Source organism: Streptomyces caeruleatus (genome assembly GCF_001514235.1).
Classification (GTDB): Bacteria; Actinomycetota; Actinomycetes; order Streptomycetales; family Streptomycetaceae; genus Streptomyces; species Streptomyces caeruleatus.
On record NZ_KQ948926.1, the window covers coordinates 675,853 to 694,230 of the forward strand.

Consider the following 18,378-nt stretch of genomic DNA (forward strand, 5'->3'; position numbering starts at 1 on the left):
GTCGGCGCCGAGACGCCGATCCCTTATCGGTCAATATCAACCCATAAGGTGCGCAACGCATGAGTACGCCCCCCTTTCGGGGTGGGGAGGAGGCCGACCGCCCCGGGTCAGGCGGCGCCCGCCTCCCGGCCCGGCCGGTGGGCCCGGCCGACGACGGCCGCCACCTCCGCACGGGACGAGACCCGGAGCTTTTTGAAGATCCGGCCCAGATGGGTCTCGACCGTCTTGTGGCTGATGGCCAGTGCCCGGGCGATCTGCTGGTTCGTCCGTCCGCCGCTGACCAGGACGGCGATCTCCGTCTCCCGGTTGCTCAGCGAGCCCAGCGGCCGGGGCGCGGCACCGACGTCCGGCGTCGGCGACGGCCCGGCGTCCGATACGTCGTCCACCACCTCGTCCGGGCCCGCGTCCTGGAGGGCGGCGAGCGCGGCGCACAGCGCGCCGGCCTCCTGCCGCAGGCGTTCGCTGTCGGTGCCCGCCGCGGCGTACTGCGCGCACGCGGCGTGCCGGGCGGCGCCCGCGGCATCTCCCCGGCTCAGGTCCAGGGCGCCCACGGCCGCGGCGAATCCGGGCACCAGGGCACGCAGCGAGCGGGACTCGGCGAGACGCAGCCCGCGTTCGTGGTGTCCACGCGCCGCCTCCTCACGTCCCAGGGCCGACTCGGCCACCGCCAGCCAGAAGACGCCGTCGAGATGGGGTACGACGGCTGTGCCGGAGAGACCGTCCAGCAGTCGGGCGGCGACCACCGAGTGGAGTTCGGCGTGCTCGGCCGCCCCGGAGCGGGCCGCCGCGGCGGCGATCAGGGCGTGGGCCCGGCCGCGCGCGGCTCCGGCCAGCGTTTCGAGCGCGCCGAGCAGTTCGGTGACCAGCGCTCCGTCCGGGGCGCCGATACGGGCGTCCAACTGACCGACCAGCCGGTCTGCCAGGAGCATGCCGGGCCGGGCCGGGCCGAGGCCGGTGACGTCGTGGTCCGCGTCGCGGGACTCGGTCGCCGGGGCCGCGGCCGCCAGTTCCGCGCCGGCCTCCGGATGCCGGCCGAGCAGCCTGAGCGCCAGGGCACGCCAGCGCGCCGCCTCCGCCGCGACAGCGACGTCCGGTGCGCTCTCGTCCCGCGGCATGGGCAGCACCCGCAGTGCCTCGCCGAGCCGTCCGTCGAGCACCAGGGCCGCGCCGAGCACGAGCCGCGCACGGTGACCGCTGTCCAGCGCCCTGCGCGCCCAGTCCGCCGCCCGCGCCGGGTCGGCCCACAACCGGGCGCTCGCCGCGGCGAGGAGGGTGCGGGAGCGGTCGGCGCTGTCGACGGTGGTGAGGGCGCGGTCGAGGTGGTCGGCGAGGATCGCTGGGGAGTGGTCGCCCGGACCGGAGAGGGCCTGGGCGGCGCGGGCATGGGCGCCGAGGAGCCAGCCGGGGCCGGCCGACTGGTAGGCCGCGGCGCGCAGCAGCGGGTTGCTGAAGCGCAGGCGGGCCGCGCCGTCGTCGGCACGCAGCAGGTCCTGCCGTATCAACTCGTCGATGGCGCGGCGCAGTTCGGCGTCGGTCACCTGGGCCACGGCCTGGAGCACGTCGAGTCCGCACGGTTCGCCCACGACCGAGGCCGCCTCGGCGACCAGCCGGCCGAGGTCCGACAGACCGCGGAAGTCACGCAGGCTCTCGGTGAGGACGTCGAGCGGCAGGACGTGGCCGCCGGTCTCCAGGAGCGAACGGGTGGCGGCGAACGCCTTCAGCAGACCGGGGTTGCGTCCCGAGCCGGTGAGCATCGACGCGCACCGGGTGCGGCTGAGATCGCCGGGCAGCAGTGCGCGGGCGGCCTCGTCGGACAGTTCGGGCGGGCCGACCCGGCGGGTCAGGCCGGTGCCCACCGCCAGGTTGAGCACGCTGCGCAGGCCGAGGTCCACCTGGCGCGGCCGGTGCGTGAGGGCGATCACCACGTCTCCCTGCGGCGGATGCCTGAGCAGGTACGACAGCAGGGCGAGCGACGCCTCGTCCGCCCAGTGCACGTTGTCGAGGCCCAGCAGCAGCCCGCCGTCCGCGCCGAGCGAGCCGAGCAGGGCGCGTACGGCACGGAAGACGCGGTAGCGCTCCAGCGGGTCGGCGGGGAAGAGACGGGGCTCGGCGGCGGGCACCGAGGGGAAGACGGTGGCCAGGGCGGCGGCCTGACCGTCCGTCCAGGCGTCGAGCAGTTCGGGAGCGCAGCCGGCCAGCAGATCGTCGAGCGCGTCCACGAAGACACCGAAGGCGACATTGGGCAGCGTGCGCGATTCGGCATATCCCGAGACGGCTCTCCAACCGCGTCCGGTGGCCTCGTCGAGAATATGGGAGAGCAGGACACTCTTACCGGTCCAGCGGTCTCCCTGGATTTCGATCACCGAATAGGTGCGGGAAGCTCCGAGAAACGACTCCGTCGCGCCGTTCCACGCTGCGTCGCCCTGCGCGGGAGTTGGATTTCCAGTGCTGATGAGCGGCGGAAGATGGGCCTCGATAGTCATGTGAGAAAGCCTCTTCGACGAGAAGTTCGCAAGGGCTGGTGACCCGGAACAAATTGCGCGAGGGGAACGGCTTGTGGCCGTTTCTCCCCGCTCCTCACTGCCAGCCGGTGGTGTCCTTCGACGCCTGTACGACGGCCACCGGAGCGGTGGCGGACGCGGGCGCGGCGGACGCGTGTCCCGCGGCGGCGACCTGGAGGGCCAGCGGCAGGACGAGCGCGGCGATGGCGAGGCGAACCCTGGTCATGTCAACTCCCGAGAGGGTGCGGGCGGTTCCGTGGCGCGACGGAGCACATGGCGTCGCCGCCCGCACCCCCGTGCCGTTCACCACTCACTTTTCACGATGCCGAGGCGCCGTGTCACCGCTCGGACCTGTCCTGATCCTGCAATGGCACATACCGTTCACCTGCGCCGTCCGACAGCAGCAGGTCGTAGAACGGGGCCACCAGCGGCACACCGCAGGAGACGATCTCCGCGTCCAGCAACGGCGGTCGCAGCCCGAGCGCCCTGAGCACGAGGGCGCGCGCCGTGCGCTCCGCGCTCTCCAGCGAAGGGGCGGTCACATACAGGCCGAGCACGAGCAGGTCCGAGCGGTCGGTGTGGACCACGACGTGTTCCACGTGCTCGGCGGGTTGCGCGAGTGACGACAGGGAATTTCGCAAGTCCGTGGGAACGGCGGCATCGGAGGTCCGCCGCAAATGCACATGGACTAGATACATGAGTAGGCATCCGGGAAGTCGTGCGCATCGGAGCGATGCGCGTCGGCAGGGTGGCATATCCCGGCCTGAACATGTTTCTGCCAGGGCGAGATCACGACGGGGCCGAAGATGGTGCCCCAGAATCGTGTGCGCCGCGCAGGGTGGGGCGGCGCCGGTATCGCCGGTGGAAAACCGAACAGGAAGCTGACTTCCGACCCGTTCTCCCAAGGCCGGTCCTTCACGGAGGATTCCATGAGTAACATACGCCATCCGATGAGCCGCCGGGCCGGACTTGCGTTCGCCGTTCTCGGAGAGGTCCGCCTCTGGCGCGACGGGGTCGAGGTCCCGCTGGGTCCGCCCCGCGGACGTGCCCTGCTCGCCGCGCTGTTGCTGCGCGAGGGAGCGCCGGTGGACCGGGACCACATCCTGGGCGGTCTGTGGGGCGACTCCTTTCATGTGGACGGCGCCAACCTCGTGCAGGTGTACGTGTCGAAGCTGCGCCGGCTCCTCGAACCCGACCGCGCGCCCAGGGCCGCCGCATCACTGCTGCCCCGGGTCGGCAACGCCTACCGGCTGGCGGTCGAGGCGGACCAGTGGGATCTGGGGTGCTTCCAGCGGGCGCGCACGGAGGCACGCGAGCTGCGGTCGGCCGGTCGACTCGCGGAGGCGGCACGGGCGTTGGGCGACGCCTTCGCGCTCTGGCCGGGTCCGGCCCTGACCGGGGTCGAGGGCCCGCTGCTGGACGTCGAACGCGTCCGGCTGGCCGAACTGCGCCTGGCGGCCACCGAGGAGCACCTCGAACTCGCCCTGGAGACCGGCGCGGAGGACGACGTGATCCCCGCGCTTCTCACGCTCACCCGTGAACACCCGTACCGGGAACGGCTGTGGGCGCTGCTGATGGTGGCGCTGTACCGAGGCAGCCGGCAGGCGGACGCGCTCGCCGCGTACCGCAGGGCCGCCCGCGCCCTCAAGGACGACCTCGGGCTCTCCCCCGGCCCCGAACTGCGCCGCGTCGAGGAGGCGATCCTGGCCGGCGTGCCCAGCGCCACGCTGGCCGCGCGGCCCCGCGCCGGTTCGGTCCGGCCGCCGCAGCACCGGTCGGGTGGCGCGCCGGGCCGGCCGCGGCTGACCCTGGTGCACGGCACGGGCGGCGGTGCCACGCCGTCCCGCGGGGCGGCCGTACCGCCGTATCGCGCACGGCGGCTCGGCGACCGGCACTGAGCCCTGCCTGCCTACGACGTCGGCTCCGCTTGTTCGCCGGTCTCCCACTCGGGGCTGCCGGTGATCTCCACGACGGCGCTGGTGCAGCTGTACCCGGTGCCGCCGCCGACCAGCAGCACGAGGTCGCCGGGGTGGACGGCGCGCCGCTCCATGAGGTCGTTGAGGCCCGCGAAGTGGTCACCGGCGCCCAGGTGGCCGACCTCGCCGCAGAACTCCCAGTTGGAGATCTTCTCGGGCACCCCGAGCTGGAGCTCCAACTGCCAGCGCATCCGGGAGCGTCCGGTGGCGTTGAGGACCACGCGCGTGATGTCCGCCATCTTCACTCCGGCCTCGTCGAGGGCACGGTGGACCGACTGGTCGGCGATCTCGGCGATGCGCAGGCCGGCCTGGCGGGCGAGGGCGGGCGTGTGGAGGAAGGCGTCGGCCCGGGCGCTGAGGTCGACGGGCGTCGAGGTGTCCGGCAGGGCGTCGAGGGCGGCTCCGCGGGCGACGGCCTCCAGGGAGTTGTCCACGGCGGTCGCCGTGGAGAGCAGGCGGGCGAACCCGGCGCGGGAGGAGAGCACCAGGGCGGTGCCGCCGTCGCCGTAGACCAGGCCGCGTTCGCAGCGCCAGCGGTCGAAGGCCGGTGCGGCGAAGCGGTCCGCGGTGGTGAGCAGGGCGGCGTCGTCGGGGCCCAGCAGCCGGGCGGCGTGTTCGAGCGCGGCGAGTCCGGCGTTGCACGACTGGAGCAGTTCGAGCGCCGGAACGTCCGCGCCGACGGTCCGGTGGGCGATGTACGAGGCGGGGGCCCACATCTCGGCGCCCTGGAACCAGGTGCGGCTGTGGAGGACGGACGTGACGTCCTGGCGGGCCGGCCCCGAGCGGGACAGCGCGACCCGGGCGGCGGCGACCGCCATGTCCGGCGGGGACGGCTGGTTCTCGCCGTCCGCGGCGGTGACCGAGACAATGCGGTTCGCCTGATGTTCATCGGTGTCGTATTGACCCGAGGCCAAGGCTTCCTCGACACGTTTGCGTTTCGGCAGCCAGCTGCCGGTTCCCGCAATGTGTACTTCATTCCAGCGCATGCCTCTCCCATCCCAAGACTCCGCGAGAGATATCCGGAGTCACTGCTCAGGAAATGATCGCGGACACCTCTTGGGCGCCACTGTCCGATCACTTACAGACGACTGAAATCCGTAGAAGTAAACTTTCTGACCATTTAGAAAAAACGTCGAAAAAAGGGGCATACAGGACTGCGTGAGCGGTTATACTGACGCTCGCCATCAGGATGCTCACTGACCATGAGCCTGTACGGGGGAGGGCTGTTTGTCGAACAGTCTTGACATTGGGGGCGACGCCGCACGCGTCTATCGGGCGATGCTGGCGCATCCGAGTATGGATCTCCAGGAGCTCAGGAATTGCACCGGTCTGCCGGAAGACGATCTCCGTGAGCAACTGGACAGACTGAGTGAGCTTTCCCTGGTCCGCCCGTCGACCAGCGAGCCTGGCGCGCTGCACGCGGTGGGGCCTCAGGTGGCGACAAAGCTCATCCTCGCGCGCCAGGAAGCCCGTCTGGCCGCGGAACAGAAAAAGACGGCCGATATCCGTCTGGCCATGGAGGAGCTCTCCGAGGAATTCCGGCAGGGATTCAGCTCCGGCGTGGACGGAATCGACGCGGCCCAGGGAATCGACGAAATTCGTGACCGTATCCACCTGCTGTGCTCCGAAGTGCGCGAGGAAGTCATGGCCATGGCTCCCTCCGGCGCGCAGACGGCCGAGAACATGGAATCAGCCAAACCGCAGGACGCGGAATTGCTGGCCCGAGGTGTGCGCATGCGCACGCTTTACCAGGACAGCCTGCGCAACGACCGGCCGACGGTGAACTACGCGGCATGGCTGACGAGTTCGGGCGGCCAGGTCCGTACAGCACCGACCCTTCCCGTCCGGCTGCTGATCTTCGACCGGTCCACGGCGATCATTCCCATGGACGCCCATGGCGGTGGCAGTCGGGCCCTGTTCGTCCGCAGCGGCGGTGTGCTGCTGGCCCTGTGCGAGCTCTTCGAGGCCGCGTGGGTCAACGCCGCGCCGCTCGGCGACGGCTCGCACAAGGAGCGGGAGCGTGAGCGGGGCCAGGAGTCGCTGGTGTCGCCCGAGCACGAGTACCTCCGGCTGCTCGCGCAGGGGCACACCGACGAGACGATCGCCAAACGGCTGGGCGTCTCCCCCCGCACGGCCCGCCGTATCGCCGCCCAGCTGATGGAGAAGCTCGGCGCGCGCAGCAGGTTCCAGGCCGGCGTGGAGGCGGCCCTGCGGGGCTGGGTGCAGACGGTCGACCCGTGAGCCGGCCGCACCGGGCCTACGGCGTGTCCCGCGGGCCGAAGACCCGGAAGGTCGGGTCGCCGGCGATGCGGGTCAGCAGGGTGCGGTAGTCGGCGGCGATGTCGTGGGCGCGTTCGGGTGTGTAGGCGGCGGTGCGGTGGGTGACGATGATGTCCGTGCCGCTCGCACCCGAGGTGACCCGCAGGGCGAGGTCGCGCTCGGCGCGGTCCCAGGGGAGGTCGACGGCCGGTTCGGCGCGTAGGCCGGGACCGATGTCCAGGCCGACGTCGGGGTCGCTCTCCTCGGTGAACAGCACCCGCGTGAGGTCCCGTCGGCCTGCGGCCGGCGCCCGTCGAAGCGCGCTCACCACGTCGTCCAGCGGCAGCTCGTGGTGCTCGAAGTCGGCCACCGTGTGCTGCCGCACCTGACGCAGCACGTCCAGGTAGGAGGGGTCGCCCGACAGGTCGGCCCGCAGCAGCAGGTAGTTGATGAACGCCCCGACCGTGCGCCCCAGCTCCGGCCGGTCGCGGTAGGAGTACGGGGTGGTGACGAGGACGTCGCGCTGCCCGGAGCGCCGGGCGAGCAGGATGTGCAGGGCGCTCAGGGTGACCATGAACAGGGTGGAGTTGTGCCGCCGCGCCAGCTCCCGGAGTGCCGCGACGACGTCGTCGGGGACGGCGAGCCGGAGGGTGCGGCCCTCGGGGCCCGAGCCGCCCGGGCCGTCGGCCGGGGGTGCCACCGGGACGGCGCCGTCCAGCCGCCGCGTCCAGTAGTCCACCAGGTTCCGGTGCTCCGGGCCGCTCAGCCGCTCGTTCTGCCACACCGCCAGGTCACCGGGCTGGACCGGGAGTTCCGGCAGCGGGGACGGCAGTCCGGACGAGAACGCCAGGTACAGCGCGCCGAGGTCCTCGATCACGATCTGGGTGGTCGCCAGGTCGCTGATGGCGTGGTGCAGGACCAGGACGACCAGATGCTCCCGCGCGCTCAGCCGCAGCACCTTCAGCCGCACCAGGTCGTCCTCGCCGGGATCGAAGGGCTCGGTGATGACGGCCGCCGCGCTGTCGGTGACGGCTTCGGGGCTCACGTCGGCGGTCAGCAGCGGCACACGATGCCCGACGGGCCGTACGACCTGGAGGAGTTCGCCCCGCTCGTCCAGCCGGAACCTGGTGCGCAGCGCCTCGTGGCGGTCGACGAGCGCGGCGTAGGCGCGGGCCAGGACCGTGGTGTCCAGCGGCCCGTGGAGCCTGACCCCGCCCACGGTGATCCAGGTGTTGGACCCGGGGTGCTCATGGTGCAGGTCCCACATCAGGCGCTGGATCCGGGACGCCGGGAAGACCGTGTCGTCACCGGAGCCGGAGCGCGCCAGCCGGGGGATCCCGGGGCGGGCGGTCTTCTGGCGGCGGGCCAGCAGGGTGGCCTCCAGCCGGGCGCGGGCGGCGAGTTCCGCGTCGGTCGTCGTCATGCCGGGCCCGCCTGTTCGCTCTCCGCGCGCAGTTGCTCGAAGATCCGGTTGCCGAGTTCCTCGACGGTCGGTTCGATCGCGAACAGCACCCGGAACGGAATCCGCACCCCCAGTTCCTCGTCCACGTCCGCGAGCATCCGGACGGCGCTCAGCGAATGGCCGCCCAGTTCGAAGAAGTTGTCGTGGATACCGACGCGCCGCACGCCGAGGACCTCGGCCCAGATCCGCGCGAGTTCCTCCTCGACGGGGGTGCGGGGCGCCACGTACTCGGCGGCCGCGACAGCCTGGCCCGGGTCCGGCAGCGCGCTCCGGTCGATCTTGCCGTTGGCGCTCAACGGCAGCTCGTCGAGGAGGACGTACGCCTTCGGGACCATCCAGTCGGGCAGCCGCTCGGCGAGGAAGTCCCGCAGCCGGGCCGGCTCGACCTCCGTGCCGGGGACCGGGACCGGATAGGCGACCAGCCGGGTGTCGCCGCGTGCGTCCTGGCGGGCCACGACCGCACAGCCCGTCAGGTCGGGGTGCTGGGCCAGGACGGCCTCGACCTCGCCGGGCTCGACCCGGTAGCCGCGGATCTTGACCTGCCCGTCGGCCCGGCCGACGAACACGAGGGTGCCGTCGGCGAGCCGGCGCACCAGGTCCCCGGTGCGGTAGAGGCGTCCGCCGGGCCGTGCGGAGTGCGGGTCGGGCAGGAAGCGCTCGGCGGTCAGGCCGGGCCGCGCGTGGTAGCCGAGCCCGACGGTGGGCCCGCCCAGGTACAGCTCGCCGGCCGCGCCCGTGGGCACCGGCTCCAGCCACTCGTCCAGGACGTACGCGGGGAAGCCCGCCAGCGGACGGCCGAGCGGCACGATCGCCTCGGGGGCCCCGCTGTAGTCGACCGTGGCCATGACGGTGATGCAGGACGCCTCGGTGACGCCGTAGGCCTGGACGAGCCGTCCCGGCCACTTCTGCCACGGCAGGATCTGGCCCAGCGCCGGGGCGGCCTCGCTGCCGAAGACCAGGACGCGGACCCGGGGCGGGATCGCGGCGCGCTCGGCGTCGGTCATGGCGGCCATCCGGGACGGGGTGACCGACAGGATGGTGGTGTCCGTCTCCCGGACCAGGTCCCACAGTTCGTGGGTGGCCATCGGCGGGTCCCCGTCGGGCAGGACGACGGTGCTGCCGCTCAGCAGGTGCGGGTGGATCTCCTCGCCGACGACGTCGAAGCCGAGCGGCGCCAGTTGCAGGCCCCGCTCCCCCGGGCCCAGTTCATGGGTGTGGGCGAGGGCGCGGTACAGGCGCAGGACGCCCCGGTGGGTGTTCATCGCGCCCTTGGGGCGGCCGGTCGATCCGGAGGTGTAGATGAGGTAGGCGAGATGGCCGGGGGTGATGTCCGCGGGCAGGGGCAGGTCGTCCGGCGCGGTCAGGGGCGTGTCCACGAGGATCCGGTCGAGGGTGCCGAGCCCCGCCGCGTCGCTCATCGGGGTGCTGGTGACGACGTGGGCGGCGCCCGAGTCGGACAGCATGTACGCGATGCGGTCGGCCGGGTAGTCGGGGTCGAGCGGGACGTAGTACGCGCCCGCCTTGACGATGCCGAGGTAGGTGACGACCAGTTCCGGGGAGCGGGCGAGGTGCACGGCGACCGGGGTGCCGGTGGTGACACCGCGGGCGCGCAGATGCCGGGCCAGCCGGTCGGAGGCGTGGTCGAGTTCGGCGTAGGTGAGCGCCCGGTCGCCGCAGACCACCGCGGTCGCCTCCGGGGTCGCGGCGGCCTGCCGGCCGAACGCGCCGTGCAGGGTGTCGGGCGCGTCGGCGAAGTCGGCCTCGTCGACGTGCAGCAGCGCCGCCCGCTCGGCGTCCTGGAGCAGCCGCAGCCGGGAGACGGGTGTGGCGGGATCGGTCACCGCGGCCGTCAGCAGGGTGACGAACTCGCGGCCCATGCGCGCGATGGTGTCGGCGTCGAACAGCTCGGTGCTGTACTCCAGGCCGCCGTGCCAGCCGTCGGGTCCGGGGACGAGTTCCAGGGACAGCTCGAACATCGTGGTGCCGGTGTCCACGTGCACGGGCTCGAAGTCGAGTCCGCCGGCCGTCCAGCCGTCCTGCGGGATGTTCTGCAGCGACAGCATCACCTGGGCGAGGGGCCCGCCCAGCCCGGAGTGCCGCGGCGGACGCAGTTCCTCCACCAGCTTCTCGTACGGCAGGTCCTGGTGGGCGTAGGCCTGCAGGCAGGTCTCCCGGGCGCGGCTCAGCAGCTGGGCGAAGGTGGGGTCGCCGCCGCTGTCCATGCGCAGGGCGAGCGTGTTGACGAAGAAGCCGATGACCCCGGCGATTTCGGTGCGGTGACGGCCGGCGACCGGCGAGGCCACGGAGAAGTCGTGGCTGCCGGAGTAGCGGGAGAGCAGCGCGGTGAACGCCGCGAGGCAGAACATGTAGGGGGTCGCCTCGTGCGCGCGGGCCATGCGCTCCACCCTGGCGACCAGGTCGGCGGGCACCTCGAAGGCGTGCGTCGCGCCGGCCGAGGACAGCTCCGCGGGGCGGGGCCGGGCGGTGGGCAGCTGGAGCGGGGTGAGGCCGGTGAGGCGGGTGCGCCAGTGGTCGACGAGCCGGTCCAGCGCGGGGCCCTGGAGGGTGTCGCGCTGCCAGGCCGCGTAGTCGACGTACTGGATGTCGAGCGGTTCGAGCCGGGGCGGGCGGCCCTCGACGTGCGCCTCGTAGTGCTGGGACAGTTCCTGGAAGAGGACCGCGTTGGACCAGCCGTCGGTGACGATGTGGTGCAGCGTCAGGACGGCGACGTGGTCGTCCGGGGCGCGGCGCAGCAGCCGCATCCGGAGCAGCGGGCCGGTGGCCAGGTCGAAGGGCCGCTCGACCTCGGCGCGGATCGCCGCCGGCAGCTCCTCCTCGGTCACCTCGTCCACGGGCAGGTCCAGGCGGAGCGTCGGCAGGATCACCTGGAGCGGTTCCACTCCGTCGAAGTGGAACACGGTGCGCAGCGACTCGTGCCGCTCGACGACCGCGTCGAGCGACCGGCGCAGCGCGTCGGTGTCCAGTTTGCCGCGCACCCGTACCGCCGCGACCACGTTGTAGGTGGCGGTGCCCGGCTCGACCCGGTCGAGCAGCCACAGGCTCCGCTGGGCGAAGGAGGCTTCGGCCATCAGGGACTCGTCGGCCTCGTCGGACTGCTCGGCCGTCAGGTTTTCGTCGAACATCTCGTCTTCCGTTGTCGCGGCGGGATTCGGGTGCGCGGGGCCGGTCAGACCAGGACGCGGTCTGCCGCCGTCTCCCGGCTGTCCCGGGACTTGCGCAGATCGCGCGTGACCGTGGCCTTCTTCAGCCAGCGGTCGGTGCCGTCGTAACGGGCGGTGAAGGCACGCCGGCCGTGCACCGCCAGGTAGTTGTCGACCACGAGCAGGCCGCCCGCGCCGACGACCACGTCCTGCTGGACCCGTTCCAGCTCGGTGACCAGCGCCTTCAGCGCCTGCTCGGCCTCGGTGTCGTCGTCGACGCAGCGCATGAAGAACGGGTCGATGCGCAGGAACGGCGAGTCGGCCGCGCCGAACAGGACGGCCACGGGCTCGGGGGTCTCCCGCATCCGGATCATGCGCATCAGGCCCGGGTGGTGCGGGTCGCGCGCGGCCAGCTGCCGCAGGTGCTCGTCGTCCGGGAGGATGTAGAACCGCGGTTCGGCGAGCAACCGCCGGACGTCGTCGGGCAGTTGCACGTCCCGGACGGAGGACAGGGTGGTCGGCACCCGGTCGTGGTTGCGGACGCCGAACAGCAGCAGGTAGTCGCAGCGGTACGGGTGGAAGCCGTCCTCGGTGTGCCACTCCAGCAGGGTGTCGCTGCCGTGGCCGCTCTGCTGGTCCTCCTCGCCCGCTATCGGCAGGACGTTCTGGATGGGGCGCCCGGCCTGGAGGGTGGACCAGCCGAAGACGTCGCCCAGGCAGCGGCTGACCAGGGCGAGGAAGAACTCCTCACGCCGGGCCCGCACCGAGGCGGCGGCGGCCTGCCAGTCGCCCGGGGTGGGCCCCACGACCGTGTCGTCGACCGGCAGTCCGAAGATCTGCAGACCGGCGGCCGGGTCGGTGCGCCGGAAGTCCTCCAGGGCCGCGCGCAGGCCGGTGGGCAGCCGGGCCGCGTACTCCCACGCGTCGTCGTGGAAGCGCATCTCGCCCGGGTCCCGCTCGCTGCGGACGAGGTCGGCCAGGAGCACCTCCAGCTGGGCGACCTCGTCCGCGGACAGGTCGTAGCGCGGCAGGGGTTCGGCGTACGTCGCCATGTACTTCCCTCTCTTTTGCATGTGGTCGGGCCGGTGGCGATGGACCGCGTTCGCCGCGGTCATCCGCGCGCTGTCACCGGCGCTCTCCCGCGGTGTCGGCGGGCAGCCGCAGGGCGCCGTCCGCGGCACGGCCCGCGCGGTAGCGGGAGCGGTCGACCCGGCGCGGCCCGGAGCCCGGACCGGCGGCGGCCGACGGCGCGGTGCCCGCGCTCTGCTCCACGAAGGCGGCGATGGCGGCCACCGTGGGCGTCTCGAAGAGCAGCCGCAGCGGCGGGACGGTGCCGAACTCCGAGCGCACGCGCTCGACCAGCCGGGACATCATCAGCGAGTGGGCGCCCAGGTCGAACAGGTCGTCGCCGCGCCCGATCCGGGTCTGCGGCAGCAGCCCCGAGGCGATCTCGGCGATCTTGATCTCCACCGGGCCCAGCGGTGCCTCGAAGCCGGCGTCCTGCGCCGGTCCGGCGGCCTCGTCGGGGTCGGGCAGCGCGCGCCGGTCGATCTTGCCGCTGGCGGTGAGCGGCATCGTCTCCAGCACGGTGAGCACGGAGGGCACGGCGTACGCCGGCAGCCAGGCCTTCAGGGCCTCGCGCAGGGCGCCGGGGTCCACCGCGGTTCCGGTGGGCTCGACGTAGGCGGCGAGCCGGGCGTCGGAGCCGGTGCCGTCCACGATGACGGCGGCCCGGCGCACGGACTCCAGGCGCTCCAGCGTGGACTCGATCTCGCCCAGTTCGATGCGGTGCCCGTGCACCTTGACCTGGGTGTCGGCCCGGCCCACGAACATCACCCGCCCGTCGGCACGCATCCGGACCAGGTCACCGGTGCGGTAGAGACGGGCGCCCGGGCGGCCGGAGAAGGGGTCGGGCACGAAGCGGCCGGCGGTCAGCCCCGGGCAGCCGAGGTAGCCGTGGGCCAGGCCGTCGCCGCCGATGTGCAGTTCGCCGGTGCTGCCCAGCGGCACCGGTCGCATGGCCTCGTCGAGGACGTACAGCCGGGTGTTGGCCAGCGGCCGGCCGAGCGGCACGTCGTCGCCGGGGGTCGTCACCCGCTCCCGCAGCGACCATACGGTGGTCTCCGTGGGGCCGTACATGTTCCACAACTCGGCGCCCCGGGCGGGCAGTTCGCGGGTGAGCTCGGCCGGCATCCGCTCGCCGCCGCACAGCGCGGTCAGGCCGGGGGTGCCCTTCCAGCCGGCGTCGAGCAGCAGTTGCCAGGTCACCGGCGTGGCCTGGAGCCGGGTGATGCCGGGGCCCTCCAGGCAGGCGCGCAGCCGGGCGCCCTGGGCGGCGGTGGCGGCGTCGGCGATGTGCAGGGTGGCGCCGCTGACCAGCGGCAGGTAGTAGTCCAGGGCCGCGATGTCGAAGGACGGGGTGGTGACCGAGAGCCAGCCGTCCCGCGCCGTCATGGACAGGTCGCGGCCCGTCGCCAGGACCAGGTTGGCCAATCCCCGGTGCGGTACGAGCACGCCCTTGGGCTTGCCGGTGGATCCCGAGGTGTAGATGACGTACGCCGGGGAGTCCTCGGGGAGGGGCACGGCCGGGGGCAGGTCCGCCTCGACGCCGTCGTACGGCGCGAGGACGCGGGCGCCCTCGATGTGCTGCTCCGTCAGGATCGCGGCCGCGCGGGCGTCCTCCAGCAGGAACGCGAGCCGGTCGGGCGGCAGCGCCGGGTCGAGCGGCAGATAGGTGGCGCCCGACTTCAGGACACCCAGCAGGACGGCGGGGAGCACGGGGGTGCGCTCCATCAGTACGGCCACGATGGCGCCGGCACCGATGCCCTCGGCGCGCAGCCGATGCGCCAGTCCGTTGGCGAGGCGGTCGAGGCGGCCGTAGGTGAGGGCGTCGGCGGGCGCGGCCCCGGAGTCCGCCGGGCCCGTCGGGTCCGCGGAGCTCAGGGACCCCGCGGCGACCACCGCGAGGGCGTTCGGGGTGGTCTCGGCCCGGCGCTCGATCAGACCCACGACCCCGCGGTCGAAGGTGTACGGCAGGTCGGTGGCGTTCCAGTCGTCGAGCAGCCGCTGTTCGGACGCGCCGAGTACGGGCAGTTCGCCGACCGGCACCGTGGCGTCGGCGGCGACGGCGGTCAGCAGGGCGGTGATCCGGTCCGCGACGAGGCGGGCGGCGGCGTCGCTGTAGAGGTCGGTGTCGTAGCGCAGCGAGCCGACGAGGCCGTCGGCGCAGCGGCCGAGGGTGAGGTGGATGTCGAACTGGCTGCTGGTGACGGGCAGTTCGGCGCTGCGGCAGTCGAGGCCGCCGAGGGTGAAGGGGGTGCCGGCCCGGTCGACGGCCAGTGCGACCAGGGCGTCGGCCCGGGCGCCGGCCCGGGCGCCGGGGGCCTGCTGGTAGGTGAACATGGTCCGCAGCAGGGGTCGGGCGGTGCGGTCCCGGACCGGGCTGAGCCGCTCCACGAGCGCGGCGAAGGGCACGTCGTCCCCGCCGAGCGCGGTGACGGACGCGCCGTGCACGCGGCGCAGCAGCTCCGCGAACGGCTCCCGGGCGTCGACGTCCGCGCGCAGCGGCACGGTGTTGACGAGGCAGCCGACGGTGCCGGCGAGGTCGGCGTCCGAGCGGCCGTGCACGGGGGTGCCGACGACCACGTCAGGCCGGCCGGAGCTGCGGGCCAGCAGCACCTGGAACGCGGCGAGGAGGACGCCGTAGAGCGTCGTGCCCGCACCGCGGGCCAGCTCGGTGAGGGCCCGGGTGGTGGCGTCGTCCACGGCGAGGGGCAGCGCCGCGCCCCGCATCCGGGAGGTGCCGTCGGGCGCGGTGCGGTCGGCGGGCAGGGTCGTCTCGGTGGCCGCGTCGGCGAGTTGGCGGGCCCACTGCTCCAGTCGGCGTGCGCCGTCGGGCGAGGCGAGGTGGCGGCTCTGCCGGTGGGTGAAGACCGGGTAGGCGACCGGCTCGGGCAACTCGGGGGCGGTGCCGGCCAGCGCGGCCGGGTACGCGGTGTCGAGCTCGTCGAACAGCAGGGACAGCGACCACAGGTCGGACACGAGGTGGTGCGCGGTGAGCACCAGCCGGTGCCGGTCGGGGGCCTGGGTGAGCAGCCGTACCCGCAGCAGGGGGCCGGTCACGAGGTCGAGCGGTTCCTCCGCCAGCCGGGCCGCCCGCTCGGTCAGCTCCTCGTCGCTCCAGCCCGCCGCGTCCCTCTGCTCGAAGGCGGGCGGCAGCTCGGCGTGCACGCGCTGCACCGGCTGGTCGTCCACCAGCGGGAAGGTGCTGCGCAGGGCCGCGTGCCGGGCGGACACCAGGGCGAGGGCCGCTTCGAGGGCCGACGGGTCCACGGTGTCGCGGATCTCGATGTGACAGGAGATCAGGTTCGCGGCGCTGCCGGGGGCGACCTGCTCCAGGAACCACAGGGCGGACTGGTTGCGGGAGAGCGGGTGGTCGCCGGGCGCGGAGTCGGCGGCGCGGTCCTCGGCGTGGTGCGGGGTGTCCGGCCCCGCCGCGATCTGCTCGGCGAGCGAACGGGCGAGCCCGGCCAGGTCGGTGCCGAGCGCGGCCTCGACCTCCAGGTCGACGCCGAGCAGGGTGCGCAGCTCGTGCCGCAGCCGTACCGCGCCCAGCGAGTCGAGCCCGGCGGAGGAGAGCTTGAGGTCGGGGGCGAGGCTGTCGGGTGCCACGTCCAGCAGGCCGGAGACCAGGGTGCGCAGGAGGTCCAGGAGCAGCGCCGGGCGCCGCTCGGCGTCGGCGGAGCGCAGTGCGGCCACGTCGGCGTCCGTCGGACGCGCGGGTCGGGGCTCGGAGGCACCGGTCTCACCCTGCGGCGCACGGCCGTCGACGGCCAGCACGGTCAGGGAGCTGTCCAGGTAGGACGCGGCACAGACATGGCGCTGCACCTTGCCGCTCGACGTCCGGGGCAGGGTCGCGGCGCGGATCAGCACGACCGCGAGCGGCCGTACGCCATGGGTCTCGGCCACGGCGTTGCGCACGTCACGGGCGAGCGTGGCGAGGTCGCCGTCCTGGTGGTCGCGGGCCACTTCGTGGACGACGACGACGTGGTCCTCGCCGTCCACGGCGACCTGGACCGCGGCACCGCAGTGGGGACGCAGCGCGGGGTGGGTGGCCTCGACGGTGCGCTCGATGTCCTGCGGGTAGTGGTTGCGGCCCCGCACGACGAGCAGGTCCTTGAGCCGGCCGGTCACGAACAGCTCGCCGTCCCGCAGCAGTCCGAGGTCACCGGTGCGCAGGAACGCGGGCGCCTCGGGCCCGGCGTCGGCGAGCCGGGCACGGAAGGTGCGCTCGCTGTGTTCGGGCCGGTTCCAGTAGCCCTGCGCCACGCTCGGCCCCGACAGCCAGATCTCCCCGACGGCGCCCTCCTCGACCCGGGTCAGGCCGACCGGGTCGACGATCTCCAGCCGCTGGTCCTCGTCGACGCGGCCGCTGCTGACCCGGTCGAAGAGAACGGGTTCCTCGGCGCCGCTGCCGGAGGTTTCGGCCCTGTTCGCGTACGACAGCACCGGCTTGGTTCCGTGCGGCTTGCAGGAGACGATCAGGGTCGCCTCGGCCAGGCCGTAGCAGGGGGTGAAGGCCTCGGCGCGGAAGCCGGCCGGGGCGAAGGCGTCGGCGAAGCGCCGCTGGGTCTGGGCGCGGATCGGCTCGGCGCCGTTGAACGCGACCTCCCAGCGGCTGAGGTCGAGGCCGGCGACCGTCTCGGGGGTCGCGAGGTCGGCGCAGAGGTCGTAGGCGAAGTTGGGGCCGCCGCTCACGGTCGCCCCGCTCCGGGTGATCTCGCGCAGCCAGCGCAGGGGGTCGCGGCTGAACTCGGCCGGTGACATCAGGGCGCAGGAGCCGGCGTAGTACAGCGGCTGGAGCATGCCGCCGATCAGTCCCATGTCGTGGAAGAGGGGCAGCCAGGACATCCCCACGGTGTCCCGCGTGGTGCGGAACGCCCGCTGGATCTGCGCGGAGTTGTGCAGCAGGTTGCCGTGGGTCAGCAGCACGCCGCGCGGGGTCGCGGTGGAACCCGAGGTGTACTGGAGGAAGGCGAGGGTGTCGGGTCCGACGTCGGGGCGGGTCCAGGCGGCTGCCTCGTCCTCGGGCACGAGGTCGGAGGCGACCAGCCGGAGCATCTCCATGAGGAGGCCGTCCGGGTTCTCCGGGAGCAGCCGGTCGCGGATGCGGGCCGTCGTGAGCGCCAGGGACGCGCCCGAGTCGACGACGATCGCGGCCAGCCGTTCGACGGAACGGGGCCTGCGGGTGGGCGGGTAGACGGGCACGGCGACGGCCCCCGCGTAGAGGCAGGCCACGAACGAGACGACGTAGTCCAGGCCGGGCGGCTGCAGCAGCACGACCGGCCGGCCGGCGGCGCCCTCCCGCTGGAGCCGGGCGGCGGTCGCCCTGGCCAGCAGGTCGAGCCTGCCGTAGGTCAGGACCTGGGGGGCCTCGTCCTCCGTCCCGGAGAACGTGAAGGCCGTCCGTCCCGGGTCCGTCGCCGCCGTGGAGGCGATCACGGAGATCCAGTTCTGGTGCGCTTGGGGGGCGTTCACGTATCTGCGTTCCTCGTCGCTCGGGCCGGTGCTTGCGGGGCGGTGGGGGCCGGTGGCCGGGGTCAGGCGCCTTCGGCGGCGAGGGCCTCGCGCAGGCTCAGGGGGCGCATGTCGGTCCAGGTCTCGTCGATGTGGGCGAGGCATTCGGCCTGGGTGCCCTGCTTGCCCTCGGCCGTCCAGCCGAGCGGCAGTGCACGGCCGGCCGGCCAGATCGAGTACTGCTCCTCGTGGTTGACGACGACCTGGAAGGACGTGGTGTCCGTGGTGTCCGCGCTGCTCATGGCGGTCCTCCGATCGATGGGGGTGGATGCGTGGGCGTCCGCGGAAGGTGCGGGTGGCACCGCCGGCGGTCGGGTGACCGCCGGCGGTGTCGTCTGGGCTGACGACGTGGTCCGAATGCTCCGCGAACACCGGGACGCGCAGAAAGTCAGGAGGTACCCCGACTGCGCGGCGCCGGGCCGCGCCGCATGAGGGGTTCCCCC

The 18,378-nt window shown here is 73.3% G+C and carries 11 protein-coding genes; 2 read left to right on the plus strand and 9 right to left on the minus strand.

Going from position 1 to position 18,378, the window contains the following annotated elements; translation table 11 throughout:
• Positions 1–107: 107 nt before the first annotated feature.
• The 3 genes from AQJ67_RS11860 to AQJ67_RS11865 form a co-directional block, all read right to left on the minus strand.
• The gene (locus AQJ67_RS11860; protein WP_079055894.1) at positions 108–2,483 is read right to left on the minus strand and encodes a helix-turn-helix transcriptional regulator; all 2,376 of its coding nucleotides are present in this window, start codon (positions 2,481–2,483) and stop codon (positions 108–110) included.
• Between the two features lie 94 nt (positions 2,484–2,577).
• A complete protein-coding gene (locus AQJ67_RS47615) occupies positions 2,578–2,727 on the minus strand; it encodes a hypothetical protein (RefSeq protein ID WP_159058757.1) in 150 nt (49 codons plus the stop codon).
• A gap of 112 nt (positions 2,728–2,839) precedes the next feature.
• Entirely contained in the window at positions 2,840–3,088 is a 249-nt protein-coding gene (locus tag AQJ67_RS11865; RefSeq protein WP_159058758.1) for a hypothetical protein, read from the minus strand.
• 342 nt (positions 3,089–3,430) lie between these two features.
• Here AQJ67_RS11865 and AQJ67_RS11870 point away from each other — a divergent pair, with 342 nt between their 5' ends.
• Positions 3,431–4,399, plus strand: coding sequence for an AfsR/SARP family transcriptional regulator (locus AQJ67_RS11870; RefSeq protein ID WP_159058759.1), 969 nt, complete (start codon positions 3,431–3,433; stop codon positions 4,397–4,399).
• 11 nt (positions 4,400–4,410) lie between these two features.
• On the opposite strand, the gene AQJ67_RS11875 is transcribed toward AQJ67_RS11870, so the two are convergent.
• Positions 4,411–5,391, minus strand: coding sequence for a ketoacyl-ACP synthase III family protein (locus AQJ67_RS11875; protein ID WP_244190433.1), 981 nt, complete (start codon positions 5,389–5,391; stop codon positions 4,411–4,413).
• A 313-nt stretch (positions 5,392–5,704) separates the two neighbouring features.
• On the opposite strand from AQJ67_RS11875, the gene AQJ67_RS11880 reads away from it, so the two are divergent.
• Positions 5,705–6,718 (plus strand): helix-turn-helix transcriptional regulator, encoded by a 1,014-nt coding sequence (locus AQJ67_RS11880; protein WP_244190434.1) that lies wholly within the window; start codon positions 5,705–5,707, stop codon positions 6,716–6,718.
• A 16-nt stretch (positions 6,719–6,734) separates the two neighbouring features.
• Here AQJ67_RS11880 and AQJ67_RS11885 read toward each other — a convergent pair whose 3' ends face one another.
• The 5 genes from AQJ67_RS11885 to AQJ67_RS11905 all read right to left on the minus strand — a co-directional run bounded on the left by AQJ67_RS11885 (position 6,735) and on the right by AQJ67_RS11905 (position 18,177).
• The gene (locus AQJ67_RS11885; RefSeq protein WP_062718255.1) at positions 6,735–8,159 is read right to left on the minus strand and encodes a condensation domain-containing protein; all 1,425 of its coding nucleotides are present in this window, start codon (positions 8,157–8,159) and stop codon (positions 6,735–6,737) included.
• Positions 8,156–11,341: a non-ribosomal peptide synthetase gene (locus AQJ67_RS11890; protein ID WP_062718258.1), complete on the minus strand. Its 3,186-nt coding sequence runs from the start codon at positions 11,339–11,341 to the stop codon at positions 8,156–8,158. Before AQJ67_RS11890 ends, AQJ67_RS11885 begins: the two co-directional genes overlap by 4 nt.
• Before the next feature lie 44 nt (positions 11,342–11,385).
• Entirely contained in the window at positions 11,386–12,411 is a 1,026-nt protein-coding gene (gntD, locus tag AQJ67_RS11895; protein ID WP_062718571.1) for a guanitoxin biosynthesis L-enduracididine beta-hydroxylase GntD, read from the minus strand.
• Positions 12,412–12,484: 73 nt separating this feature from the next.
• Positions 12,485–17,896, minus strand: coding sequence for a non-ribosomal peptide synthetase (locus AQJ67_RS11900; RefSeq protein WP_062718260.1), 5,412 nt, complete (start codon positions 17,894–17,896; stop codon positions 12,485–12,487).
• A gap of 62 nt (positions 17,897–17,958) precedes the next feature.
• Complete coding sequence (locus AQJ67_RS11905; protein ID WP_062718261.1) at positions 17,959–18,177, minus strand: MbtH family protein; 219 nt, start codon at positions 18,175–18,177, stop codon at positions 17,959–17,961.
• Positions 18,178–18,378: the final 201 nt, after the last annotated feature.

Bases quoted from the DNA above. Each gene is read 5' to 3' on its own strand.
- AQJ67_RS11890 (WP_062718258.1), bottom strand. From the start codon at position 11,341: ATGTTCGACGAAAACCTGACGGCCGAGCAGTCCGACGAGGCCGACGAG.
- AQJ67_RS11870 (WP_159058759.1), top strand. From the start codon at position 3,431: ATGAGTAACATACGCCATCCGATGAGCCGCCGGGCCGGACTTGCGTTC.
- gntD (WP_062718571.1), bottom strand. From the start codon at position 12,411: ATGGCGACGTACGCCGAACCCCTGCCGCGCTACGACCTGTCCGCGGAC.
- AQJ67_RS47615 (WP_159058757.1), bottom strand. From the start codon at position 2,727: ATGACCAGGGTTCGCCTCGCCATCGCCGCGCTCGTCCTGCCGCTGGCC.
- AQJ67_RS11860 (WP_079055894.1), bottom strand. From the start codon at position 2,483: ATGACTATCGAGGCCCATCTTCCGCCGCTCATCAGCACTGGAAATCCA.
- AQJ67_RS11885 (WP_062718255.1), bottom strand. From the start codon at position 8,159: ATGACGACGACCGACGCGGAACTCGCCGCCCGCGCCCGGCTGGAGGCC.
- AQJ67_RS11905 (WP_062718261.1), bottom strand. From the start codon at position 18,177: ATGAGCAGCGCGGACACCACGGACACCACGTCCTTCCAGGTCGTCGTC.